Source organism: Candidatus Dependentiae bacterium (genome assembly GCA_013821315.1).
Lineage (GTDB): Bacteria > Babelota > Babeliae > Babelales > Babelaceae > JACDHA01.
Window position 1 is genome coordinate 18,090 of sequence record JACDHA010000011.1, and the last position, 23,284, is coordinate 41,373.

Genomic DNA, 23,284 nt, shown 5'->3' on the forward strand with positions numbered 1-23,284 from the left:
TACTATTATTTTAATGCTAGTATAAGTTTACCGCAATACTTACGTAGATTTTACAAATGATAAACATAGATAAAAAAGCTTACTCGATTATGCATTTGCTTGTTCTTGTTGTATCGACGTCACTATCGGAAGAATTCCGGTCACCTATACAGCAACATTTTTCAATCGAGTCGCTATCGCTATCTGAATCTTGCAGGGTAAATATAGTATCTGTTGGCATTTCTAAAGTACTACTATTTTTATAAGCATAGTTTAAGAATATATTAAGTATTATAGTATCTAACACCCTCTCAGAATTTAATATAAGATTAAAAGGGGTTTTGCCTGCATTATTGGCAACTGTTACAGGAACTCCTACTTCTAATAAGTAAGCTATAACTTTATATCTTTTTAAGATAACAGCTCTATGCAAAGGCGTGTTGCCTTGGGCATCTTTAATAGTGAGTGATACACCTTTTTTATAATAGGAAGCTACCCTATCGACATCATCTTTTTCTAAAGCATGAAGAAATAAATTGTAGACGTGTGAAAGCATAGATTTTACAAGAGGCGAACAATAATAGCCTTGCTGAATCATAAGGCGTGCTTCAGCAAGATTGTTACTAGAAAGCTTTGCCACTAAATCCTCCTGTCTTCTTTGTGCTTCTTTTACGTAAGCAAATTCTGTTAGCTCTGCAGGCAGAGCATTGTATGCTATGAAAACTTCTGCTAATGCTACCTTGTGAGCTGTAGAACCCCCTATTTCTTGTAAATAGTGCGTTCCATTAGGACTTTCAGTTAAAGAATTATGCTGAAGAAGTAGTTCTACAAGCTGTATGTTATGTTTGAGCATGGCTAAAAATAGTGCATTTCTAATATATGTTGTATCAATAGCATTAATTTCAGCACCAGCCTTTATAAGCCATTCCACCACTTGAGGATCACCTTGCATTACTGCAAGATGTAATGGAGTAGATCCTGCAGCATCAGCTTCAGTTGGATCTTGTCCTTGTTGTAATAACCTTAAAACAAGGTTTTTATAACCTAATTGAATGGCTTGTAAAAAAAGAATCCTTGTTGAATTTTCACTGCTGCTTTTTAACATATTAGAAGAATGGTTTTTAGTGCCTTGGCTTAGTTGCTCTAGCAAACTATGCATTGAGGGCATTTTGGGTGTTAAGTAATTTTGATAAATTTCTTCGCTTGTTGATCCACTATTGGCTCTACTGCTAACTGGCGTTGTAGCATTAGAATTTGAGTTGTCATTTTGATAATTGTATGAAGAAATACTATTTAAAAGTTCTTTGATATTTGTAATTGCTGCAGAGGGCAAAAATTCATGAGTTTCTATTTCTTTACTAACAGATTCTTTTTCATCAAAAAGACCATTGCACCAAGAGCTTAAAAATACTGCATTGAAAGTCAAAAACCACTTATAGCTATACATCATGCAAAAACCCTTTTTAGTGTCTTTTATTTATAGTATATCTATTTATAATTTCAAAAGTAAATAAAAGCAAAGCATTGGTTATATTTTTTTATAACTTACTTTATAACTCTGGCAATAGAGACATCGTGGTATAGAAATATTAAAATGAGATTGCTGACTAGCAAGATGTGCTTTATCTGCTGATTGAGTTAGTATTTCAAGAACAACTGGTAATGTCTTAAAAAAATTTGGTGATAAAAATTCAATATGCGTAGGACTACGTCTATTGATTAGAATACATGCCTGTATAAGATTGTCTGAAGCTGGATAAATGCGTTGTGAAAAGAATGGCACGGGTATATTTGAAGAGCGGGATATGCTATAAAGGCGCTGTGGATCGATAACTTGCGTCCAGTCTTTAGAAGAATACAAAGAAATCACACGTTTAAATATAGGTGACTTAACAAGATGCGCTGTTGCAGCTTGTACCGGAGCTGCAAGTAATACTAATCTGTCTATAAAAAATGTTGTATCATCATACTCTTGAACTATTAAAGCTAAATTAAGCGCTACGTTGCCTCCATGGCTATGAGTAATAAGTGTTATGGGATGAGGCAATTCTTTAAGCACTTTATAAAGTTCATGAGCAGCTTCCTTGCGTGCTTGAAAATTCAACCTCCCTGACCAGCCAAACAAATAGCTTGTCTTAAGCGGAAAGTCTTGAGGATCAGTATGGTAAAGTAGATAGGGTATGCGACCTAGATAATACTTATTTCCTTGTGTTAGAGCTGGCACGAGTCCTAAAGGGGAATCAAGCGCGTGTACAAGCTTACTAATAAGAGGTGGCAATGTACCATGAACTTGGACTGTTACAGGAGTTATTTTTGTTTGATAGTGTTTTGTTTGTACAATATCATTATGGAAATAGCTCCACTCATTGCCTGAGGGGTTGCTGGTTTTTGTGATAGGCAAGCATGTGCAGTTTTCTATAAGCATTAAACATCCTGGTAATAGCAATAAAAATAATGTTATTTTTTTCATTAAATACCCTGATTAGTAATAAGCAACTATCTTTAGTAAACGTTATTTTTGATTGCTTGTCAAAAACATTCTATACCAGCCTATAACTACTATACAACATATTGTTTAAAACAGAATTCTGCTTTAGTTAAAACTATTTATCTTGTAGACTTGTTTCTAAATTATTGAACTTAGAGAATGTACAGGAAATACCATGAGATGGTCAGAAGAAATTACCAAACAGCTAGCTTATTGCTTGACGCTACTGGGCGTTTTTATAAGCACCTTTTACGTACCGGTTTATGTTGTAGATCTGTTATTGCTAGGATTGTGTATTCCCTTGTTTTGGCAAGCTATAAAAAGCGCCTTCAAAGGCATTATTGGTAGTGATCTCTTTTTATCAATAGCAACTATAGTAGGTCTCATTGGACATGAAGAAAGGGCTATTTGCATTGTGTTACTTATTATGGCATTAGCTGAATATATCGAATATTTTATTGAAGAACGGACAACAACTGCTATTGAAAGTTTAGTTCAGCTCATTCCCACTGATGTTCGAGCATCTATTAAAGGCAAAGAGCAACGTATACCTCTCGCTTCAGCTCATGCTGGTATGATCATTATTGTTTATACGGGTGATCGTATACCTGTTGATGGTAGCGTAACACGGGGTACTGCTTTTGTTAATGAATCATCACTTACAGGTGAAAGTACCCAGAAAAGAAAAACTATAGGTGATATAGTGTTTGCGGGTACCTTTATTGAAGAGGGAAGCATTGAAGTAGAAGTAGAAAAAGTTGGGACTCAAACATTTTTTGGTAAAATTCAACAATTACTTGAAAATACTCAAACAGGTAAAAGCCGTATAGCATTGCTTGCTGATCGGGTTGCTTTCATATTAGTACCCATGCTCTTACTATTTATTGGTCTAGTCTGGTTATATACAGGCAACATACAACTTATAGTTTCTTTGCTTGTTTTTGGGTCTCCTTTAGAGCTCACGCTTGTTACACCGCTTGCAAGCCTTGCTGGCGTAACTGCTGCTTTTAAGCAAGGTATTTTAGTTAAAGGTGGTAAAGCACTTGAGCGTTTAGCGCACATTGACACGATTATCTTTGATAAAACAGGGACGTTAACATGCGGCATGCCACAGATAGTCCGTATTGATGTTATTGATGCTCATTATACCCAGCAAGATATATTATTACTTGCAGCTATTGCTGAAAAACACTCCGGGCATGTTCTTGCTCGGGCAATACTACAAAAAGCACATGAAAGCGGTATTGTTATACCAGAACCTGAACACTATAGCTCAAAGGCAGGCCAAGGTGTAGAAGTTATCTATAAAAGTAAAAAATATAGGTTAGGTAGCAAGCATTTTATAGAACAAGTAGTGTCAGTACAAGAACATGATGAAAAAGCAGAAGATAGTACTACTAGTGTTGTTTATTTAACTTGCCAAGATTATTTGTGTGGACGCATATACATTGCTGATCTAGTACGCGATGATGCTTCTAGTACTATAAGAAAGCTTCACGAATCTGGTTTAGATGTATTGTTACTTAGCGGTGATCGTCATGGAGCAGTAGAATATACAGCTACTACTTTAGGTATAAAAAAATACTATAGTGGACTTTTTCCTGATGAAAAACTTGCCCTTATAAAAAAATTACAAACACATGGCCATATCGTAGCTATGGTAGGCGATGGTATAAATGATGCTCCTGCATTAAAACAAGCAGACTTGGGCATTGCATTAGGTGGTATGGGCATGGAGCCTGCTATAGAAGCGGCTGATATTGTATTGCTTACTAATGACTTGGAAGCTATATATTTTGTATATACATTAGCAAAGAAAGTATTACGTACAATAAAACAAAATATCTTTTTTGGTTTTATATTAGTACATGCAGTAGGAATGCTCCTTGCATTTCTTGGTATAATAAGCCCTGTGCAAGCAGCTATTTTTCACGCAGTACCCGATATAGCGATGGTTCTTAATTCTTTGCGATTAACTACTACTAAAAAAGTTTTCTAATATATTAAAGTTGTTGCCGGCAAAGTGGACAGATATGGAGTTCTTTTTTACAGTCATTGCATACAATGTGATTACAGACCAATTGAACAGGCGCTCTACCAGCCTTCATAACTTCAAAACAAATAGGGCATTCTTTTTCAAGCTGTGCATTTCTAAGTGTCCTACAAGCTTGATTTAACTGATAAGTTAGAGATTCACCATAGGTATTGCCTAGTGCTATTTGTGCTCTTTCAAGGCCTTCTACTACTTTTTCTTCGCCTAACTTTTCAACATTTTCTCTATTTAATATGTTATCAAAAGCTTGTGCTAATAGCTGTTTTTTGCTTAAAGTATCAGCAAGTAGTTGTATGGCTTTAGGAGCATTCTCTTTTTCTTGAGTAGTAATTGGGTTATATAAAATACTTGCTAAAAAAGCCTGCTCTGTACTGGATGCGCCATAATCAATAAGTAAAGCAAGTGCGTCTTCATCCCCTTTTTGTGCGGCCAACATAAGAGGTGTAACACCATATTTATTTTCAGCATCAACAAGTGCATGATGATTTAAAAGTATTCCTACAATAGCATAATGCTTAAGCATTACTGCGTAGTGGAGAGGAGTATATTTATCTTTATCAACTATGTTAATATCTTGTCCTGGTAGGTTAATTAAATCTAGCGCTTGTTTTGTTTTACCTTGGGTAACTGCTACAAATATTTCTTGATTACGAGCTTCTTGGAGTGCATGCTGTTGTTGTGCCGTATCTTGTTCTTGCTTTAAACGAGCGCGTAGAATATCTTCATGGGCTTTTATTAAGTTTAATGTAGCTTCTTGGCAGTGTTTTACTGCATATTCATAAGCAGTAAAATCTTCTTTATCCTTAATTAAAGAATTAGCTCCTAATTTAAGAAGGTATGTTATTAAGAGGGGGCTATCATTAAAAGCTGCAATATGCAGAGGTGTTTTGCCTTCATTGTCTTGGGCATTAATATCAAAACCGTATTGCAGTAAAAACTGTACCATTTTTATTTTTTTACGATCAACTGCTAAATGAAGCAAGGTTTTACCTTCATATTCTGGATATTTATAAGCAGTAAGTAGTGGTGTTTCTTTTAAACAGAGCCCTAATATATCAGGTTCGTCATTAAATACTAACTCTAATGCTCTACTTTCAGTTTGAAGTGCCATAGGTAGTGTGGTTGTTGTTTGAGCTAATAGTACAAATATAAAAAATAAAGAGGATCCTTTAACAGAATTATTCATGAGTACCCTTTAATCATATGCTAGTATGTTGTTTTTACTAACAATAAATTACTTATCTAAATAAAAATAATAAACTATATAATAATTATTATAAAAGATACTTATATTTAAAGCAAAAGGGTATGTTGGCCAGATAAATAAAAAAGGACAGCTAAGCTGTCCTGAGCATTATTCATACACATATAAAGACATTCTTCTTTAGATGTCGTAAGAGTAAATAAAAGATTATATATTAGTTTACTAGTGTAGTTATTTAACACGTAAAAGCAATAGTAATTTTGCTCCGTTTTTATTTATTTGCTGCTATGCGATCGAAATACTCTTTGTAAAGCTGCTTTAAAACAGAAACTAAGAAGAGAAGATCTAAGCCTTCTTCTCTTCTTAGTGTTAAATTATTCTGCTTTTTATAATATTGCAGAAAGTAATCCAGTTCCTACTCCGCCGTAATAGCTATTATAGGGATAGTTATAATAATCATAGTCATTGTAATAAGTAGGAGTATAGTAGCTGCCGTAGTAAGCAGGGTATCCGTAACCACCATAGCCATACCCTCTGCCATAGCCGTAACCACCATAGCCATACCCTCTACCATAGCCACTGCCACGTCCATAGCCACCACCATGATAAGATTTGCCGTAGCTGCTACCATGTCCATAGCTTCCACGGTTGCCACTGTAACTCCGCCCACCGCCGCCCATACGGCCTCCGCTGCCGCCCATGTGACTGCCACCGCCTCCGCGGCCTCCGCCACCACCACGTGCATCTAGAGTTGAATTATAGAATAGTGAACTACCTAACGCTAGAATAGCTACCATTAAAAATAAATTTTTCATATACGCCTCCTTAATGTTATTTTATATTAGTTGATAATTATATAGTTTTAAATATAAAATAATATAATACAAACTGTCAATGGTTTGACAACTTGCAACTTAGATAACAAGGTACTAACGATTAATAGAGGCATTTTTATACACCATAAGAATAGCTATCAATCGGTGATACTGTTCTGCAATTTCCCTAAGATCCCGAGCTTTATTTCCTAGAGTAAAAAATCTATCGTAAGAATTATCATGCGAACAATAGGAGCATCCTTTGCAATAGTAATTAATATGGAATCGTATAGAGTCTTGATGATCTTTTAAAATAGCAATATGCCGTTGAGTGTTTTTAAGCTTTGTATAGATATCACCAATATCAAGAGCTAATAAAAGATCTTGAGCTGCTTGATGCCGTGAGCCTGTATTTATACTCAAAGTATTAAATAATAAAAGAGCTAGAAGCCATCTCATAAAACCTCGTTGGAGTAATTTTCAAATAAATAGAAATAATTTTTTAAATTTGACTGTATAAATCTATATAATTATATGAAATATTGCAATTATATAGATTTATTTAGTAACCTAAAATAATGCGATACACTACAATAAAATTAATTTTTAGGAGAAAAATATGACATCCTTACGTATAAAAATAGTAGCAATAGTACTAAGTACTATGGTTAATTCTTTACTAATAGCTCAAGATTCAATAAAGTCGTGCGGGCCTTTTATTGGCGACAATGCACCTCACTTTAAAGCTGATAGTACTCGAGGGACTATTGCATTTCCGGAACAATATACAGGGAAATGGGTTATCTTTTTTAGTCATCCAGCTGATTTTACGCCTATATGCACAACTGAGTTTAAAAAGCTAGCAAGCATGATTGGCGATCTTGATAAACTTAATTGTAAACTTGTAGGTATTTCAGTAGATTCAGCCTACACACATGACCGTTGGATCAAAAATCTAGAAAAAGACATAGAAAACAAACAAAAAATTACCTTTCCTGTAGTAGCCGATACCAGTCGCAGAATAGCAAAATCTTATGGGATGATTCATCCAAAAGCAAGTGCTACACAAACAGTCCGCTCAGTGTTTTTTATCGATCCTAAAGGTACAATACGGGCAATTTTTTATTATCCTATAACTAATGGTCGTAATTTTGATGAAATTAAACGCCTTTTAGTAGCTTTACAGACAACTGATGAAAAGCAAGTTATAACTCCGGCGAACTGGCAGCCAGGACAACAGGCTATTAAACCTAAAAAAGAAGTTAAAGATGCTCTGCCTGATTAATTATTTTATATAAGTTGATTTCAAAAAGGGCATTAGGCCCTTTTTGAAATGTAGAATTTATTCTTGTCTCTTACCATTTTAAATACTATCGGTTACTCCTGAGGTTCATAAAGTTTTTTATGCTGTAATTTTAAATTTATATAAAGAGGATCATTTTTAGCATTTAGATAATACTCATAAAAAATACTGGCTGACTGGGCTTTTTCATCATCTATTTCTCGAGGGAGTACCATAGTTTTATTTTTATTCCATTTAATACCTGTTTTATGATTAGCATAGCGTCGTGAACGAGTATAGCCCATTTGCAAAAACTTACGTGCCATATCCATACCTACAAAATCAGCCTGGCTTTTATAATCTAGAAATAAATTATAAATAGTCTGAGCGGATTCACGAGCAACATCAGGGGTCTTAAAGCACCAATAGGGTAGAATCTCAGACTTGTATGGCTCAACCAAAAGGACTCCCTGCTCGCCTATGCCAATCTGATATAATTCTGGATTTTTACGAAAATCTATAGTAGAAAAATCGCGGTTATAATCAAATTTTACCATTATATTCTTTCGTTAATCATGAGTATACTTACTTATAAAACCGTAATGCCTAATAAAATATAAGGGACAAGTATGAATTCAGCAAATTATGTGCTTGCCTATTTTGTTAAAGATGAAAAAATACTTTTGTTATATCGTGCTAATACAGGATTTGCAAACAATTGCTATGGACTTGCTGGAGGCAAAATAGAGCCATATGAATCAGCTCAGCAAGCCGTTATACGTGAGATGGCTGAAGAATTAGATATTATAGTTAGACCCCAAGACACTCAACTTGTTCATGTAATGAGTTTTAAAGGCAATACTAATGGAGACCACTTAGTGCTTGTATTTGCAATTAATAGCTGGCAAGGCGCGTTGTATAATAGAGAATCTCATAAGCATGATCACCTATCTTGGTTTTGGCTGTCTAATTTGCCAGATAATCTTATGTTGCGCCATAGACAAATAATTGAATATATTTTACAGCAACAGCGTTATTCCCAAGAAGGATACTAAAATTATGACCTATACTACACATGTTTTGTCACCTAAAGACTTTCAGCTGCATATTGAAGAAAACAAATCCCACTATAGTTACCTGCAAACATCAGGTGGCTTTATACGTTTAGCAAGTACTCAAAAAGGTATCTATCAAACTTCTTTTGTGAAAACATGCGAAAAAATATCAGTTACATCAAATATAAACACTAATGTATTGCTTTTATCGGGCACTCAGTTTCAAGTACAAGTATGGCAAGCAGCTTTAAAAATACCTGCAGGACAAACTGTTAGCTATCACGATCTTGCTTGTGCTTTAGGACAACCTAAAGCATATAGAGCTGTTGCTAACGCTCTAGGCAAAAATAAATTAGCTTACTTAATTCCCTGCCATAGGATTATAAGAAAAAATGGCAGCCTCGGTGGTTTTGCTTGGGGTATAGAGGTAAAAAAAGCACTTTTAGAATTTGAAAAAAACAGTAATAATTTTTAATTATAGACATAATCTCTTTAATTTAATATTACCTATTTGCTTAAACTGTTATTATAAGTACCTAGTAAGTACATCTAGAGAATCATTCTTAGCGGCTTAAAGGTCGGCAGTTAAATAAACAGTTAAAAAACATTCTTGATTTTCAATAATTATATGACTATGCTACTATAAAAACTAGAATAAAGGTAGTATGAATTTCTCTATAACAGTTGCTTTACTTGCTATTGCAGGAGCACTTATTTTTGTTGGACTTGAGATACGGCAATTAAACGAAAATATTATTACTATTTCATCTCAAATAGAACCGCTAACAAAATTGCCTGAGAATATTGCTTTCGCTTTTAACCCATTTAGTAATAAACCAGAAAGAGTTAATTGACGGGAAAAACTAGGTCCATGCTATTTCTAAAGCAGTTAAGCGCCTAATAAAAAATGAGCAAGCTGCACTGTTTCTGCATGCGTATCATTAATATGTATGGATCGATAGCCTAAGTGAAAAAGCTTTCTTATAGCATATTTACACTTTTTAGCTACTTGGCTATTATTATAAGAAACTACAAAAATACGTGCTGGTTTAGCAAGTGTATTGCCTGGAAAATACCAATGAAAATGGTCTTGCATATTAGTTATAGTATGATGGCTTATACTTAAAATATGATATGCTTGATGAGCAGCAAGGGTAAATTGTTTTTATAGTGTACTCTTCCATAACTGTTGAGTAATTTGTTTAATTCAGTATCTTTACCTTGAGCAACAGGCCACACAAGAGCAATAAAAGTTTTGTTGTTTTTAATGCAATAGTCATAAGCTTGTGCATCAGTTTGTATTTCTAGCGTTTTAGTAATGTTACAAGCAAATAATAAAAGTAACACTATATACTGTGGTATATAAAACTTCACTACTATTCTCCTCTTTTATTTTAGAGTACAATAAAAAATATATTTAAAGCAATATTTAAACAATTAAATCAGGGTAAACGTATATTGCTATATCCCGTGCAATATTCTCAATAAGAGCTACAGGCTGAGTATAACATAAAATTCTTGTTAATGCTGCTTGTGCTCCTTGTCTATTTGCTTTAATATACTCTTTTATAAAAAATTGTACTGCTTTTTTATCTTCTCTATATTTATGTATATCCCAAGAGGAAGCTTGAGCATGAAACTCAAGGGAATTTTGACCATAACTATTTTTACTATACGGATTAGCACCATACATAAGTAGAATCTTTACCATATCTTTATTAGCTAATTGTTGTGCATAATTAAGAGGAGTTAAGTGATTCAGGATGCTATTAATAGGAACACCCTCTTTTAAAATAGCTTGAGCTCCCTCTAAGTCATTAAAAGCAATAGCTATTATCAGTTTACTGATTGGTTCGTCTATTAATTGTAATGTGCTTGTAGGATGAGCTCTTTTGCCAGCATGTATGCTAGCTGCTAATAAAAGCACTAAAGTAATGATATATTTCATGATTTTTTACCTATTCAGTTTTATTGACTAAGTAATTATATAGACGTTTTTACAGTATAAAAAACTCTGTATTAAATTACAAATATTTAAACGCATCCTTAACAATTTCTAAAATAATATATTAACTACTCTAGCTATTTTATAAAGACGTTTTAGAGCATTGTATTAATATCTATTTGTATGCTATAATATAATAATATAATTTAAAACCTACTATTGTTTGAGAATACAATGAAAATAAAAAAACCCTTTTTTCTTTATAGTGCTATAATTTTCTTTGGAACTTTTTGTCCACTTATAGGTGGTCAAAAAGAAATAAAACCTAATACTAATTTTAGTTCTACTGAAAATTACAATCAATACACATTAGATGATTTATCAGATTTTATAGATTTTACACCAGATTTAAAAGCTTTTTCTCAAGATGAATTGCTATCAGCAAACTTCCAGCCTACATCTATAGATAATTGGTATACTCCGAGTAATACCGAAAGTATATTTGGTATTTCAACTTATAATACTCAAGTCAATGATCCAGGAATAAGAAATGCCTTTTTTTATTCTCCAACTACTATTAATTATAGTGTCAAGCCAATTGTAGTTATTGTAGTACATGGTACTGGATTTGATTTTTCTTTACCACTAGGTTTTTTAAGATATCAAAGAGGTGGTGCTTTAACTAAAGATTACTTTGATATAGAAGCAGCTAACTTTAAAGGCATACTTACTTATGCTAAAGCACAAGCCGACAAAGCTCATACTTCAGCTCAAGTAGTATCGTTTCAATGGAGTGGTGCGAATAATAGCGCTATACGTATACACGCAGGGCATATATTAAAAAAGCTTGTGCTTGAAAGGTATAAAGAATTCAGTATTATTACATTATCTCATAGTCATGGTGGTAATGTAGTAAATGTAGCATCTTCTTTAAAAGATTCACCTTTTATTGATACTATGATTCAGATAGCAACTCCTGTCAGAGATCCACAAACAGATAGTGGTATTTACGTACCACAAAATTTTGGGACATTATTTCAATTTTGGTCAAGTGATGATTGGGTTGTTCCCTTTGGAGCTGTAAGCTCATGGGGCGACGTTTTTAGTAGCATGTTGTTTACTGACCCGACAAGAAATATACGTAAATTTGTATTATCTGCAAAAGCAGGAGAAGAATTAGCTAGAGCAGGATATAATCATCTTATAGGGCGCCCTGTAGGCTTAGTATATAATATAAGAACTCAAATTGATGGTGAACTACCAGGCCATTCAGCTATTAAACTTCTTGCACCTTATTTAATTAGTGTTTGCAATACTATTCTTGGTCACTATAAACTGCATACTGATTTGGATCTTAATATAGAAACTAAAACACATGAGTCCTTTATATCAATTCGTCATAGCGTCCAAGAAGACACATGTTATAAAGATTTTTTAAAAAACTTAATTAAAGAAAATCCTCGATTAGCCAATCGACTGGTTAAAACTGAAATCATAGAACAAGTAGATAGTGATGTTCAAAAAGCCTTATATGCCCGTCTGTATAAAGGCAGAGATATAAACAAGCATGAGTCCTCTATACGCAGCATATTACGTAAAATAACGAGCGTGCCAACTAATATCTCAAAGTTCTACTCTAAAATAACGCATAAAGGCAAACACTCAAACACAGTAAGTGCTTAAACCTTTAAAAGTAAATATCATTATAAGATAAATATTCGGTGCTCTTAACCGGCACTAATATTTATCTTATAATGATAATCAAAAATAGCCGCCACTTATTAAACTATTACAAACGAAGTAAAGATAATCTTTATTACACTTATAAAAACCACCTAAAGTTACCGTGGCCCTGCAAAAGGGGAGCAACGTTCAAATAACTCATTCTACCACTATTGGCTTAAGCTTTAAATAATATCAATAATCGCAGCAACAGTTCAAAAATGCATGTCTGCAATGAGAGATTCTGAGACATGCACTAAGTATAGCTTTTTAAATTAGCTCTATACTCATACAATAACATAATTAATATAAATAGATTATAAGTTAAAAAAGCAGAGCTACAAGGCTCTAAAGTCTTATTTTACTTATTATGCTTAAGTTATTTTTAATAGTATATTTTGTATTTTTGGATTAAAAATAGTTTCTAATTAATAGTAATTGAGTGAATGGCTTAACATATGCCATTAAGCCAGTATAACGCTTTAACGCTATAATGTTTTAATGGCATACTATCTTGATGGCATAATAGCAAAACTGTATAATGGCATAGCACTATGCCTGCTTAATAGCTAGCTATTAAAAATGAGAGGCAGTCAAATGACTGCCTCTCATATACACTAAGTTTAAGCTTAGTATAATTCTTAGAACTGAACGCCGATTTTACCGTATACTGCCCAGTTATCAAGGGAACCGCGGCAACGACTAAATTCGTATGAACCAACTACACCAAGTAATGTTGGATAGTTGCATATAGCTGTATTGTAGCTTAAGCCACCATACACTTTATGATTTAATACACGGTTATGTGCAGCTGAATGAGTGCTTAAACCGTTGCTTGTTGAATCAGTAAGCAATGTTTCGCTGTTAGATCCACATGAACGAGCATTGAAATTAAATTCATCGTTTATGTTAGCATCACAAGAATCACTTACTGTATTATTATTATCACAGAAGGTATTAGTGTTAGTATCACAATTATCTTGGTTAAAGATGCGACGAGGACAAATTCTTTCACTTTGTCTCCAGAACAAGTCGTAACCTAACTCAACACCCCAGTTACAATATTGGTAATGAAGTGCTGTCCAGAAGTCGATTGTGCTACGGGGTTTAACTCTTACACATTCTCTTGTTTCTTCACAAGTTACTGTATTGATATCAATTGTACGGCGTTCTTTTGCTTCAAATACATAACGATATTTAAAATCAGCCATTAATACAAGATCAGATTTGCCACCTTGGCAGAATGTATAATCACCGTTAAGACCAAAACCTAAGCTACCATGGCGTGAACCAATTAGAGCTTCAAACATTTCGCCACGATGTCTACGACCTGTTGGTATTCCACCTACAAGGTAAAGACCAATGTGATCATTTGAGCATAAGAAGTAGTCGTAACCAAGTTTTACTTGGATATCATCAAGACCAGATCTTCTGTAGCAACGACGTACGTCACAAGCACCTGTATCGAAAGTTGTATCACAAGGAACTGTTGAGCTTACATCTAATACATCAAAAGCTGTGCTATCGCACACATTTGTATTGCATGAGTTAGATGAATTACCACATGAACGAAGTCTTTGTTCAACACCAACAGCTGCTGTATTAATGCTTAACCAAGCACCATCATATAAGCAACCAAGATCAGCATACATTGTTAACAAACTGCCGTAGACTTTTCTTTCTGGTCTTAAGCGGTTTGAACCTGATAAAGCTGAACCACTCGTTGCTACATCTGATTGAGAGCTGGTTTGGAACCATCTGTCATTACGACGATTTCTGGTGGACTGTTGATAAAACGGAGTAAGATAGAAAGCAACAGTACTACGTGGACCACAATAGTTGTTTGAGTGGTATACATGGTAGTTGGTTAAAGCTAACTCATACGCTGAATCAAAAGTAATTGAACGCGGGCTGTAATGTGTTCTTCCATGACCAAATCCACAGTCTGAGCTGCAGTCTGTTGAGCAATCAGTGCTACAGTCTGTTGAGCAATCAGTGCTACAGTCTGTTGAACAATCAGTGCTACAGTCTGTTGAACAATCAGTGCTTGAACCGCAAGAGCTGTTACGTGATCTTACAGACGCAGCTGCCTGCATGCCTGGTTGTCCTGCTGCTACTACTGAAAGCAATAGCGCGAGTGAAAATATTCTTTTATATGTACTCATGTGAATTGTCTCCTTTTCGTGAATAATAATACTCACTTATGGTTATAATATTTTTTATCAAAGAAAGCAACATTATTGTTAAAATATTTTTTAAAGCCTTCTTTTTTTATTTTACTAATAGTGTTTGCAATCATTATCTAAAGCCTATTTCAAGCAAAAAATTACACATAATAAAAAGTTAATAGCTGCTTAAGATTTTTTACTCTCTTAAAATAGGATCTATTAACAACTACAAACTATACTACATTCTAAAACAAGGTTCAATGATTTGTTTTTCTATTTTTCTAATCTATATAAATACACGGTAACCTCTGTATACCAGCTCATAGGTAACTTGTATTCTTTGAGTAATATAAAATTAGAATTCGGTGCCAGCTTTTTTAATGTTGCTACACGTAGGCCATGTTTTAACCCACTTAATCGCAGCGTTAGTATGCTCATAAGTTCTTCTGAAAAACAAGTAGAACAAATATATATAATAGTGGCATCATCAATTGGCACGTTAACTATATCACCATTAACATATATAAGCTCACGATTTTCCTGTACTTTTCCAATTTTTTGAAGCTCTTCTTGAACTTTAAGGGCAAGCTTATGACGGGTAAGAGCAAGCTCTATGCCAACAGTTTTTTTTGCTGGTGTAGTAAGATAGGCTTGTGTTACCATTTTACCAATACCAGAGCCTAAATCATAAAAAATATCTTTATAAGTAAATCTTAAATCACGTAGCAATATTTTAGCTCCAGTAAAAGTAATTTCACCATAGGTTGGATCACCCCTTTTATCTAAAATTGAAAGCCTTTCACTTTCTTCAATAGTATAGCCCGTGCTCTCAGTATATAGTTTATTTATAAGCTGTTCATTTTTATCTTCTTGTATTTTGTTTTTAAGCATCTAAACTCCTTAAAAAAGCAACCTTCATCTCTTTTATAACAATTTTATATATAACTTATTTTGATCGAAAAAAAATCAACTTACGCTAGACATATTAGATTAGCTAAACATATATAATACACAAAGAGTACATATGCAAAAAGTACCTAGTAGCAAACTCGTTTTGTATTTTGCTATCATTAAATAAATTAGATATGCTAGAAAGAAATATATTTAATTTTAAAAGAGTTGTTTATGATACATTTCGTAAGTTTAATAATTTTAGCTAGTTCCACTTTTAATAGCGTAAGTATGCAAACAGCTTTAGAAGAGGAAGTAGTTGATATTTTAGTAACATTAAGTATAAATCAGGAACGAAAAAAATTAGAATTGTTAGAGTTGCAGCAACGGCTTATTGCACAATATTTAGCACGTATTCCTAATTTAAAAGAGCAACTATTTTTATGTAAAAACTATTTTGAAAATTTAAAAAAATCAGAAAATTATATAAAGAATAAACGGCAGAAACAGAGTCATTAAAATTATTCATCTACAAAATATGGAATAATTTCTGACTTTAAATTATATTAATTTACAAGATATATAGCCACACACTAATATATTAAAATTATACGCTAATTCTAATAGAAATCCCACTTGCAGCTTGCTGCATATATATATAATAATTAGCTTGCTTTGTTGCATCGCTACTTAAATACAATAAATTTAGTAAGACTATTTTAAGTTAGAGTAATTTCTTGTATAGCAGCTTTTCTTTGGTCAGGATTGTTTTTAGAAGAAATAATACTTGCTAAACCTGGGACTAGCTGTAGCGGATTGTTAATACCAGTAAAAAACAAATTAACCGATTTAATAAACAAAGAAGATTGAGCAGAAGAGGCCTTTTGCTTTTGCACTTCTTGTAAATAGGCATCAGCACCTGCTTTAGTTCCCAGCACTTCAATTGCTGCTTTATCAGCTTCTCGCTCAAGGCTACGTGCATAAAATGCAACTGGCAAAGCAAGAGTCTTATCTATAATTGTACCAACAAATGCTTGAGCTATCGACTTAATATTATAGGTAGGCTCTGCTCGATTACGTTTTACTCGCCTTACTGCTTTTTGCAAGTCCACTTTAAGGTCGCTTTCAGGGGCTACATTTACATTGATCACTAAATCATTTTCAAGGGTACTGAAAGTAGACTTTATATTATAATAACTGTTTACGAGCGGTTTAAAATGAATAACTAGAAAAAGTTTTACTAAATTTTCTTTATACCGTTGAGGAACGTATTTATTTCTTAAAGGTCTACTCAAAAGTTGTAGTAGATATTTTATACCAAAAATTTGTACATCATGTTTATATTTAATCCGCATTAATTCATGAGCAAGTACAAATTGTTTAGCTGTTACAGGTAACAGATTAAATTTTTCTTGATTTATATATACTCTACTGATTATGCCAGGCAAGCAACCCCAGATGTAACTATTATTAGTTTGCATTTTTGCTAATATACCCATAGTTTTTAAAGGGATTGCTTGATTCATACTCAGTTTTTGCTTAAGTTCAGTAAACAATAATTCATTTTCATCTTTTACAGATTTACCATCTATTTTCTCTAAAATATTTGCTATGCATGCTTGAGCTCTATCAGGTATAGCTGAAAAAACTAAAGGAGCTTTTAAAATCACCGTTAAAGCTACTACTAATAGGCATTTCTTCATCAACTATTCCTTTAAATTAAAATGAGCTTTTAATATTTATAGTTTATCAGCGCCAGCTCTAAAACACAAAAGGAGTAGATGTATAGGACTTCTTAGAGCAACTTTTTTTTAATTTAAAATCGGGTATAATTGATAAAATATAAAAAGCAAAACTGCACTACGAGAAAATATGAAAAATATATACATTTACTTAAGTTTAGTAATTCTTATTGAGTTAACCTGCTTGACCTATTGCGGAAAAAGATTGAGTAATAATGATACTAGTATAACTGCTCAACCTGCACCTATTGAGAGCCTACCTCAAGATATTAAAGCTATTCTTTTAAACACTTTAATACAAGGCTCATTTAAAGAGGCTATAAAAAATATAAAATCTTTAGCAAGTGTTAATAAAGATTTTTATAGACTTATGACTAACCAAAATAATTTAACTAAGACGATCAATCTTATCGCTCAAAATACATGGGCTTCTCGTATTGCAATAGCTTCTGCTCTAAGCTCGCCAGCAGCATTGCAATGGTTAAAAAACTATCTATCTCAAAAGCCAGATGAAAAATTAGGAATTCAAATAGTTAAATCTATTGATAATAAAAAATTTAGTCTAGCAAAGTTACTTCTTACACATGCTATAAAATCTAGTAGTAAAACTCCTAGCAACACTGTTAAAGATAAATATCCTTCAAGTTCACCTTTAGTTAAAGCTATAAAAGCTGGAAACCTGGATATTGTTTTAATGATATTAGCTAGCAACTTACCGAAAAATACTCTTAATACAGCCCTATGCGTAGCATTAGAATTAAAGAATCAAAAAGTAGTTCAATTATTACGTTCTGCTGGTGCTCAACAAGAAAAGTCAACAAAAGTAATACCTTGGAGATTTTCTTAAAAAATTGCTTATTTTTACCAACTACCACCACCACCGCCGCCGCCATACGAACCACCACCTCCACGTCCTGAACTACTACCAGGAGCACTAGAGGATGATGAAATAGTACTAGTACTTGTTGAAATTGGAGCCACTGAAGCCCGATTAACACGCGAAGTAAAGCCTGTATTAAAGTAAACGGGATTAAAACCAGAAGAGCCGCTATACCATACTGGTTGATAAGTATGGTTTTGTTGGGCTAATGACTTAAATACTGATGCAAATTGTTGAGTCCAAGCTTCTTCAACACCTAAAGCCATAGCATAAGGTAAATACTTTTCATATAACTGTGGAGTTTTAGTTGGTGGTGTCCCAACAATTTTTAGCCGCTCTATTTCTGTTGTTTGTAAAAATAGCTTAAAACCTTCAATCTCATCGGCTAACTTTCTGCCTATTGGTGTATATGTTTGTACAGCATAATAAAATAGTAAGTTAACAATCACCAATGCTCCTAACAGTCCAATTTCAGCAAAGGTAAGTTGTAAAAAAGGTATTACTGGCACAATGCTTATACCAGTAACAAGAAAAAGTTTACCTGCAGAGCTACTATGAGAGTCAAAATGTTTATAACCCAAATTACTTTCTATAAGCGCTTTTACACGCCCCATTGTAGTTTCCACGGTAGAGTTATAAGCCTTATGCAATACTAGGATAGTAGTTTTAGAAAATAAGTTTTCCATTAAACTTGTCTGTTCACGAGTACTATAATTTGGCTGCTCAGTGTTTTTAATAAGCGTATACACATCAGAGATTAATTTTTTTTTATATTCTATGGTAATAAAACCCTGCACTGCAAGGTCAACGATTTGGGCAGCAAAACCTACAGCATCATAAGCTCTAGTAACTACATAGCGAATATCGCCTGGTGAAAGGTCTTTGGGAGGTTCAAATAACGGAATAATAGTACCAGGCCTAACTTTTGAACGTATTTTTTTAGCAACTAAAAAAGCATACACTGCCGTAACAAACCAACCCAATAAAAGCCATAAAATAGTAAGATTGTCTCTTAAGAACCATACTATTTTAGTTAGAGTTCTAGGTTCAGTTATGAACCCTTTAGGCCAATAAGCAACCAGTTTAACACCTTGTCGAGGCAAAACTGTGTCTGATGTAAAATCTATTGTATTATTATTACCTAAACGACTATTATAGTTTCGTATAGTTAAACCTTCATATCCAGTATATAACTCAAAGCCTATACGTGCAGAGGGAATGCTTTTTGGCAAAATAACGTGTCCAGTTACTTTTTTTATAGGCATACGCCAGCCATACCCCGTAACACCCCATGATAATTCGTCAGAATCTTTAAAAAAGCCTATTTGACGACCGGTCTGATACTCAAGAATATAAGTATGTTTACCTAAGCTCAACATTGTTGAAGCACTACCAATTTTTATGACTTTACCATTCAACGCATTTTCTATATGATAATCAACAGGATGACCATCTTTTAATACTCGCTTAACGGTAAAATCAACAGTAATAGTATTACCTAAAGTATCTTTATAGTGTACAGGAAATTCACGAACAATACCATGCTTATTAGGGTAAGCAAGATCAACATATATAATCTTTTCTATAACATCCAACGAAGCATCTTTATTAACCGTAATAGTACTATCAAAAAGCTCAAGATACTCTCCCCAATAGTCTACAGTTACTATATTTGAAGTTAAAAATAGAGTACTTAAAAACAATAAATAATACTGTACATGGTTATTGTTCATCATAATGCTCTATTAGTCAAAAGTTACTTTTGGTGCTTCACGTTCTGATAAGTTTACTACTTCAAAATATTGAGCTCGCCCAAAACCAGTAAAACCCGCTATAATATTTGTTGGAAATACTTCACGAGCACTATTATAATTGCGTGCCGTTCCGTTATAATATCTACGAGCTAATTGTAAGTGTTCCTCAATCGTATTTAGGTCTCGCTGTAAAGAAAGAAAGTTCTCATTGGCCTTAAGTTCAGGATAATTCTCTACAACAGCAAATAGCGTACGCAATGCACCACTGAGCTCTGTTTCGGCAGCACCCTTTTGAACTACTCCTTGAGCATTTATAGACTCAGATCTATAACGAGCTACTTGCTCAAATATACTTTTTTCATGAACTCCATACTGTTTAACAACTGCTACCAAGTTAGGAATAAGATCGTAACGACGTTTAAGTTGTACATCAATACCGCTCCAACCCTCATCAAGCAGTGCCTTTAAGCGGATCAGGCTATTGTACCCTGTAATAAACCAAAGTGCTACCACCCCAGCTATACCCAATACAGCTAATAATATCATTGTCATCTTTAACCCTTTACTCTTGTTTGTACTTAATTTCTGTAGCATATAGTATGCCTTAACACTCTTAAGCATACCCATGTTTTAGTCTAGAACGCAACCACCCTTAGCTAGACCCATAAATACCCTTAAAATTATTTCCTAGGTAATTTGTATGCAGATATTAGCTTTGTTAATAGCTAAAGACAAAATTTAAACAGCACTAGTTCATTTTTTAGGTATAAACCAATGCCATTGTAATGGTTAAAAAAAATCGTTTACCCAAGGGCGTTTAAATGGGGTGTTTTGTTTTAATGCTTTTTATTATTTTCTTATATTTTTTGAAAGTTTAATAATTATCTTAAACGAGATAAGTTATTGCAGCCTCGAGCGGATTCGCTGAAGCTTTAGCGTAAGCGAAGAGCACCGAGGTATTACGAATGCATAGCATGAGTTCCGTATGACATGCTTATACAACTGTCGGTATTGTGAAGAAAGATGATTTACATATAAAACTTAAAAACTAATAAAATAACATCTTTAGTTTTCTTATATTATCTAATATAGCTATTACTACTATATTATCTAATACCAATTTTTACCCTCTGAAAACAGCGATCAGGAGCATGTTCTCAAAAACAAAAGTACGGTGGCTACCCCCATTTTGTACGGTGGCTGCCCCTAAAATGTACGGTGGCTGCCCCCATTTTGTACGGTGGCTGCCCCCTAAAAGTACGGTGGCTGCCCCTAAAAAACTGTTCAAAAGCACAAAAAAAGGGGTGCCAAAGTACGGTGGCTACCCCTAAAAATAAAAAATAAATTAGTGTTATGATTCAATTGATCTAAAGCTTAAAAAACAATTTTCTTACCACGCTTTTTAGGTGTTAGCTCTTCAGGGCTAAAATGGAGCTTTAAATTCTCGCTTCCTGGTTGCCATAAACGCTTGATAATTACTCGCTCAATATAACGTGAATGTGCGGGTTTATTTGCTTTGTAAATAAAATAGTAATCTATAAGTTCACGTGATTTTCCTGCATCGAGGCTTTCAATTATTTGCTTCCAGGCTTCAGATTTACGTCGTGCTTGTGCTTGCCATTGGCCTACATTAAGACACTGCTCGAGTGTCCACTCAACATAATCTTTTTGACTTGCAAGTTCGGCATGACGCAGTGCTAAGCTAAGATTAAAACCACGACGATGATCTTTATGAAAATCATGAGGTATTTTTAAAATATCCTCAAGTGGTATAAATAAGCGGCTCATTTTTTTGTACCAAATGTTTATAAAGTCTTTCATAATACTAACACCGTTTAGACTTACGATAGTCTCTTTATCAGGCAAAGTTTCAAAACCTTTTACTTTAAGTAACGTAAAGGATTTAAAGTAAAAATTGCCTTCTTTACCTGGTACTTTCCGTATATTTTGTGTTTCTTCATGATCTTCTAGATAAAATTGTAGGCCTGAAAGTTGTACAATACTACATAAAAATCGTTGTTTATTACGGGGCTTAAGTTTGTAGCTATTTTCTTGATAAATATGATCAATAATTTCTTGCCCTGTTAAGCAATCAATTTCTTTACCTAAAAGATTTTTGTCATACATATACTGATAGAGCATCATAAAGGCTACAAAACCTTGCGAGCTGCCTAGTGTAATTATTTTTTCAAAAAACTTACCTAACGCAATATCTTCATCAAGAGTGATTTCTTTTATATAGCGCTCAGGCGTGCTAATTGAATATTTACCTACACGATCAAGATCCGCGTTATTAATTAAGTGTTCTTTTATGATAGGGTTTTTATATAAGGCATTTTTATGCCCTTCATAAGGAGCGCGCATAGCTGGAGTTAACTTTTTTGACATGAGGACACCTGTGCGTGTAAGGTTCCAGAGTTATTTAAACATAGTAAACACATCATTATTTAGTCTACGCAACTCTTGCCTGTAAGTACAGCTACTACTTTCTTGCTTCAAAAAAATAGTAGTATTACTAGGTTGGCTTATAGTATAATTTCATTTGCGTAGAAACGACCTGTATAAAGGGGTAATTATGTTTTTAAAAAAAGTGCTTATTTGTTGTTGTATATTTTTTTCTAGTTTTACTATGTATGAATATGATGAGGATCTCTATGGTCAAGACAGCGATGTTTATCAGCAAAGTAATTTTCAGGCATTATCCAAACTAGCAAAACCATTAGAATTAGAAAAACTGAAAATTTTGAAAATTTCTCAAAAAAATAAAAATTTTCTAAATCATGGATGTTTTCCATCTGAGAGTAATTTTAGCTTTCTTCTTCATAAACCTAAATGTTGGTTTAATAATGAAAACAATTATTTTGGTATTATGCTAACCCAGTTAGACAAGCCAGTTGGTTTTATTGTTGCGCGATTAGTTAATATAACCACTTTGTATATTTTAAAAATATATCTAACGCGCGAATATCGTTTAAGGGGAAAAGAGGAGTTTCTTATGAATCAAGTGCGTGCTTATTTTGCTTCTTTGGGTGCACCTGTATGTAAGGTAAAAATCTTTTTTTCTAGTACTGATTGTTACTTAGAAGATGCATTACAAAATACTGGTATGATTAACTGTGTAACTGACTTACAAGATTCACCTATACTTGCTTATCAAGCTACTTTAGATACTGCGAACGTAGACAAAAACATTTCTCAAGATATTAAAATTAATGAAAGACACGCACCTTATGAATACACAGCATAGTATAGATTTTGAGAAGCTTATACACGAAGCAACCCTCCATTTTGCTCGTAGTGGTGGAA

General features: G+C 33.6%; 24 protein-coding genes. 9 read left to right on the top strand and 15 right to left on the bottom strand.

Annotated features, from left to right (window positions below; translation table 11 throughout):
- Positions 1 to 79: 79 nt before the first annotated feature.
- Together H0X48_03590 and H0X48_03595 are read right to left on the bottom strand one after the other, a co-directional pair.
- A complete protein-coding gene (locus tag H0X48_03590; protein MBA3954372.1) occupies positions 80 to 1,429 on the bottom strand; it encodes an ankyrin repeat domain-containing protein in 1,350 nt (449 codons plus the stop codon).
- Positions 1,430 to 1,507: 78 nt separating this feature from the next.
- Positions 1,508 to 2,449: a hypothetical protein gene (locus H0X48_03595; GenBank protein ID MBA3954373.1), complete on the bottom strand. Its 942-nt coding sequence runs from the start codon at positions 2,447 to 2,449 to the stop codon at positions 1,508 to 1,510.
- Positions 2,450 to 2,642: 193 nt separating this feature from the next.
- Between H0X48_03595 and H0X48_03600 the strand changes: the two genes are divergently transcribed.
- Positions 2,643 to 4,466 carry a cation-translocating P-type ATPase gene (locus H0X48_03600; GenBank protein ID MBA3954374.1) on the top strand — a complete coding sequence of 608 codons (1,824 nt, stop codon included), beginning with the start codon at positions 2,643 to 2,645 and terminating at the stop codon, positions 4,464 to 4,466.
- A 4-nt stretch (positions 4,467 to 4,470) separates the two neighbouring features.
- On the opposite strand, the gene H0X48_03605 is transcribed toward H0X48_03600, so the two are convergent.
- The 3 genes from H0X48_03605 to H0X48_03615 all read right to left on the bottom strand — a co-directional run bounded on the left by H0X48_03605 (position 4,471) and on the right by H0X48_03615 (position 6,998).
- The gene (locus H0X48_03605; protein MBA3954375.1) at positions 4,471 to 5,706 is read right to left on the bottom strand and encodes an ankyrin repeat domain-containing protein; all 1,236 of its coding nucleotides are present in this window, start codon (positions 5,704 to 5,706) and stop codon (positions 4,471 to 4,473) included.
- Between the two features lie 404 nt (positions 5,707 to 6,110).
- A complete protein-coding gene (locus H0X48_03610; GenBank protein MBA3954376.1) occupies positions 6,111 to 6,539 on the bottom strand; it encodes a hypothetical protein in 429 nt (142 codons plus the stop codon).
- Between the two features lie 114 nt (positions 6,540 to 6,653).
- Positions 6,654 to 6,998, bottom strand: coding sequence for a hypothetical protein (locus H0X48_03615; protein ID MBA3954377.1), 345 nt, complete (start codon positions 6,996 to 6,998; stop codon positions 6,654 to 6,656).
- 160 nt (positions 6,999 to 7,158) lie between these two features.
- On the opposite strand from H0X48_03615, the gene H0X48_03620 reads away from it, so the two are divergent.
- Positions 7,159 to 7,824 carry a peroxiredoxin gene (locus H0X48_03620; protein MBA3954378.1) on the top strand — a complete coding sequence of 222 codons (666 nt, stop codon included), beginning with the start codon at positions 7,159 to 7,161 and terminating at the stop codon, positions 7,822 to 7,824.
- A 92-nt stretch (positions 7,825 to 7,916) separates the two neighbouring features.
- Here H0X48_03620 and H0X48_03625 read toward each other — a convergent pair whose 3' ends face one another.
- A complete protein-coding gene (locus H0X48_03625) occupies positions 7,917 to 8,378 on the bottom strand; it encodes a DUF4385 domain-containing protein (protein MBA3954379.1) in 462 nt (153 codons plus the stop codon).
- A gap of 72 nt (positions 8,379 to 8,450) precedes the next feature.
- Between H0X48_03625 and H0X48_03630 the strand changes: the two genes are divergently transcribed.
- From H0X48_03630 to H0X48_03640, 3 genes are all read left to right on the top strand, one after another.
- Positions 8,451 to 8,876, top strand: coding sequence for an NUDIX domain-containing protein (locus H0X48_03630; GenBank protein ID MBA3954380.1), 426 nt, complete (start codon positions 8,451 to 8,453; stop codon positions 8,874 to 8,876).
- A 4-nt stretch (positions 8,877 to 8,880) separates the two neighbouring features.
- The gene (locus tag H0X48_03635) at positions 8,881 to 9,351 is read left to right on the top strand and encodes an MGMT family protein (protein MBA3954381.1); all 471 of its coding nucleotides are present in this window, start codon (positions 8,881 to 8,883) and stop codon (positions 9,349 to 9,351) included.
- Positions 9,352 to 9,541: 190 nt separating this feature from the next.
- Positions 9,542 to 9,730, top strand: coding sequence for a hypothetical protein (locus H0X48_03640; protein MBA3954382.1), 189 nt, complete (start codon positions 9,542 to 9,544; stop codon positions 9,728 to 9,730).
- A gap of 35 nt (positions 9,731 to 9,765) precedes the next feature.
- On the opposite strand, the gene H0X48_03645 is transcribed toward H0X48_03640, so the two are convergent.
- Genes H0X48_03645 through H0X48_03655 form a run of 3 tightly spaced genes read right to left on the bottom strand, consistent with a single transcriptional unit; the run spans position 9,766 to position 10,824 of the window.
- Entirely contained in the window at positions 9,766 to 9,972 is a 207-nt protein-coding gene (locus H0X48_03645; GenBank protein MBA3954383.1) for a hypothetical protein, read from the bottom strand.
- Between the two features lie 26 nt (positions 9,973 to 9,998).
- Positions 9,999 to 10,250, bottom strand: a complete 252-nt coding sequence (locus H0X48_03650; protein ID MBA3954384.1) for a hypothetical protein — start codon at positions 10,248 to 10,250, stop codon at positions 9,999 to 10,001.
- 55 nt (positions 10,251 to 10,305) lie between these two features.
- The gene (locus tag H0X48_03655; GenBank protein ID MBA3954385.1) at positions 10,306 to 10,824 is read right to left on the bottom strand and encodes a hypothetical protein; all 519 of its coding nucleotides are present in this window, start codon (positions 10,822 to 10,824) and stop codon (positions 10,306 to 10,308) included.
- 231 nt (positions 10,825 to 11,055) lie between these two features.
- On the opposite strand from H0X48_03655, the gene H0X48_03660 reads away from it, so the two are divergent.
- Positions 11,056 to 12,504, top strand: coding sequence for a hypothetical protein (locus H0X48_03660; GenBank protein ID MBA3954386.1), 1,449 nt, complete (start codon positions 11,056 to 11,058; stop codon positions 12,502 to 12,504).
- A gap of 680 nt (positions 12,505 to 13,184) precedes the next feature.
- Here H0X48_03660 and H0X48_03665 read toward each other — a convergent pair.
- The gene (locus H0X48_03665) at positions 13,185 to 14,708 is read right to left on the bottom strand and encodes a hypothetical protein (GenBank protein ID MBA3954387.1); all 1,524 of its coding nucleotides are present in this window, start codon (positions 14,706 to 14,708) and stop codon (positions 13,185 to 13,187) included.
- 276 nt (positions 14,709 to 14,984) lie between these two features.
- Positions 14,985 to 15,602: a hypothetical protein gene (locus H0X48_03670; GenBank protein MBA3954388.1), complete on the bottom strand. Its 618-nt coding sequence runs from the start codon at positions 15,600 to 15,602 to the stop codon at positions 14,985 to 14,987.
- Positions 15,603 to 15,836: 234 nt separating this feature from the next.
- Here H0X48_03670 and H0X48_03675 point away from each other — a divergent pair, with 234 nt between their 5' ends.
- A complete protein-coding gene (locus H0X48_03675) occupies positions 15,837 to 16,121 on the top strand; it encodes a hypothetical protein (protein MBA3954389.1) in 285 nt (94 codons plus the stop codon).
- 200 nt (positions 16,122 to 16,321) lie between these two features.
- Here H0X48_03675 and H0X48_03680 read toward each other — a convergent pair whose 3' ends face one another.
- The gene (locus tag H0X48_03680; protein ID MBA3954390.1) at positions 16,322 to 17,305 is read right to left on the bottom strand and encodes a hypothetical protein; all 984 of its coding nucleotides are present in this window, start codon (positions 17,303 to 17,305) and stop codon (positions 16,322 to 16,324) included.
- A 169-nt stretch (positions 17,306 to 17,474) separates the two neighbouring features.
- On the opposite strand from H0X48_03680, the gene H0X48_03685 reads away from it, so the two are divergent.
- Complete coding sequence (locus tag H0X48_03685; protein ID MBA3954391.1) at positions 17,475 to 18,191, top strand: hypothetical protein; 717 nt, start codon at positions 17,475 to 17,477, stop codon at positions 18,189 to 18,191.
- 14 nt (positions 18,192 to 18,205) lie between these two features.
- Here H0X48_03685 and H0X48_03690 read toward each other — a convergent pair whose 3' ends face one another.
- The 3 genes from H0X48_03690 to H0X48_03700 form a co-directional block, all read right to left on the bottom strand.
- Positions 18,206 to 19,960 (bottom strand): DUF2207 domain-containing protein, encoded by a 1,755-nt coding sequence (locus H0X48_03690; GenBank protein MBA3954392.1) that lies wholly within the window; start codon positions 19,958 to 19,960, stop codon positions 18,206 to 18,208.
- Positions 19,961 to 19,969: 9 nt separating this feature from the next.
- Positions 19,970 to 20,524 (bottom strand): LemA family protein, encoded by a 555-nt coding sequence (locus H0X48_03695; protein ID MBA3954393.1) that lies wholly within the window; start codon positions 20,522 to 20,524, stop codon positions 19,970 to 19,972.
- An 828-nt stretch (positions 20,525 to 21,352) separates the two neighbouring features.
- Complete coding sequence (locus H0X48_03700; protein MBA3954394.1) at positions 21,353 to 22,366, bottom strand: hypothetical protein; 1,014 nt, start codon at positions 22,364 to 22,366, stop codon at positions 21,353 to 21,355.
- A gap of 187 nt (positions 22,367 to 22,553) precedes the next feature.
- On the opposite strand from H0X48_03700, the gene H0X48_03705 reads away from it, so the two are divergent.
- Positions 22,554 to 23,225: a hypothetical protein gene (locus H0X48_03705; protein ID MBA3954395.1), complete on the top strand. Its 672-nt coding sequence runs from the start codon at positions 22,554 to 22,556 to the stop codon at positions 23,223 to 23,225.
- Positions 23,226 to 23,284: the final 59 nt, after the last annotated feature.

Coding starts and splice junctions, on each gene's coding strand:
- H0X48_03590 (MBA3954372.1), bottom strand. CDS start 1,429: ATGATGTATAGCTATAAGTGGTTTTTGACTTTCAATGCAGTATTTTTA.
- H0X48_03595 (MBA3954373.1), bottom strand. CDS start 2,449: ATGAAAAAAATAACATTATTTTTATTGCTATTACCAGGATGTTTAATG.
- H0X48_03600 (MBA3954374.1), top strand. CDS start 2,643: ATGAGATGGTCAGAAGAAATTACCAAACAGCTAGCTTATTGCTTGACG.
- H0X48_03605 (MBA3954375.1), bottom strand. CDS start 5,706: ATGAATAATTCTGTTAAAGGATCCTCTTTATTTTTTATATTTGTACTA.
- H0X48_03610 (MBA3954376.1), bottom strand. CDS start 6,539: ATGAAAAATTTATTTTTAATGGTAGCTATTCTAGCGTTAGGTAGTTCA.
- H0X48_03615 (MBA3954377.1), bottom strand. CDS start 6,998: ATGAGATGGCTTCTAGCTCTTTTATTATTTAATACTTTGAGTATAAAT.
- H0X48_03620 (MBA3954378.1), top strand. CDS start 7,159: ATGACATCCTTACGTATAAAAATAGTAGCAATAGTACTAAGTACTATG.
- H0X48_03625 (MBA3954379.1), bottom strand. CDS start 8,378: ATGGTAAAATTTGATTATAACCGCGATTTTTCTACTATAGATTTTCGT.
- H0X48_03630 (MBA3954380.1), top strand. CDS start 8,451: ATGAATTCAGCAAATTATGTGCTTGCCTATTTTGTTAAAGATGAAAAA.
- H0X48_03635 (MBA3954381.1), top strand. CDS start 8,881: ATGACCTATACTACACATGTTTTGTCACCTAAAGACTTTCAGCTGCAT.
- H0X48_03640 (MBA3954382.1), top strand. CDS start 9,542: ATGAATTTCTCTATAACAGTTGCTTTACTTGCTATTGCAGGAGCACTT.
- H0X48_03645 (MBA3954383.1), bottom strand. CDS start 9,972: ATGCAAGACCATTTTCATTGGTATTTTCCAGGCAATACACTTGCTAAA.
- H0X48_03655 (MBA3954385.1), bottom strand. CDS start 10,824: ATGAAATATATCATTACTTTAGTGCTTTTATTAGCAGCTAGCATACAT.
- H0X48_03660 (MBA3954386.1), top strand. CDS start 11,056: ATGAAAATAAAAAAACCCTTTTTTCTTTATAGTGCTATAATTTTCTTT.
- H0X48_03665 (MBA3954387.1), bottom strand. CDS start 14,708: ATGAGTACATATAAAAGAATATTTTCACTCGCGCTATTGCTTTCAGTA.
- H0X48_03670 (MBA3954388.1), bottom strand. CDS start 15,602: ATGCTTAAAAACAAAATACAAGAAGATAAAAATGAACAGCTTATAAAT.
- H0X48_03675 (MBA3954389.1), top strand. CDS start 15,837: ATGATACATTTCGTAAGTTTAATAATTTTAGCTAGTTCCACTTTTAAT.
- H0X48_03680 (MBA3954390.1), bottom strand. CDS start 17,305: ATGAAGAAATGCCTATTAGTAGTAGCTTTAACGGTGATTTTAAAAGCT.
- H0X48_03685 (MBA3954391.1), top strand. CDS start 17,475: ATGAAAAATATATACATTTACTTAAGTTTAGTAATTCTTATTGAGTTA.
- H0X48_03690 (MBA3954392.1), bottom strand. CDS start 19,960: ATGATGAACAATAACCATGTACAGTATTATTTATTGTTTTTAAGTACT.
- H0X48_03695 (MBA3954393.1), bottom strand. CDS start 20,524: ATGATATTATTAGCTGTATTGGGTATAGCTGGGGTGGTAGCACTTTGG.
- H0X48_03700 (MBA3954394.1), bottom strand. CDS start 22,366: ATGTCAAAAAAGTTAACTCCAGCTATGCGCGCTCCTTATGAAGGGCAT.
- H0X48_03705 (MBA3954395.1), top strand. CDS start 22,554: ATGTTTTTAAAAAAAGTGCTTATTTGTTGTTGTATATTTTTTTCTAGT.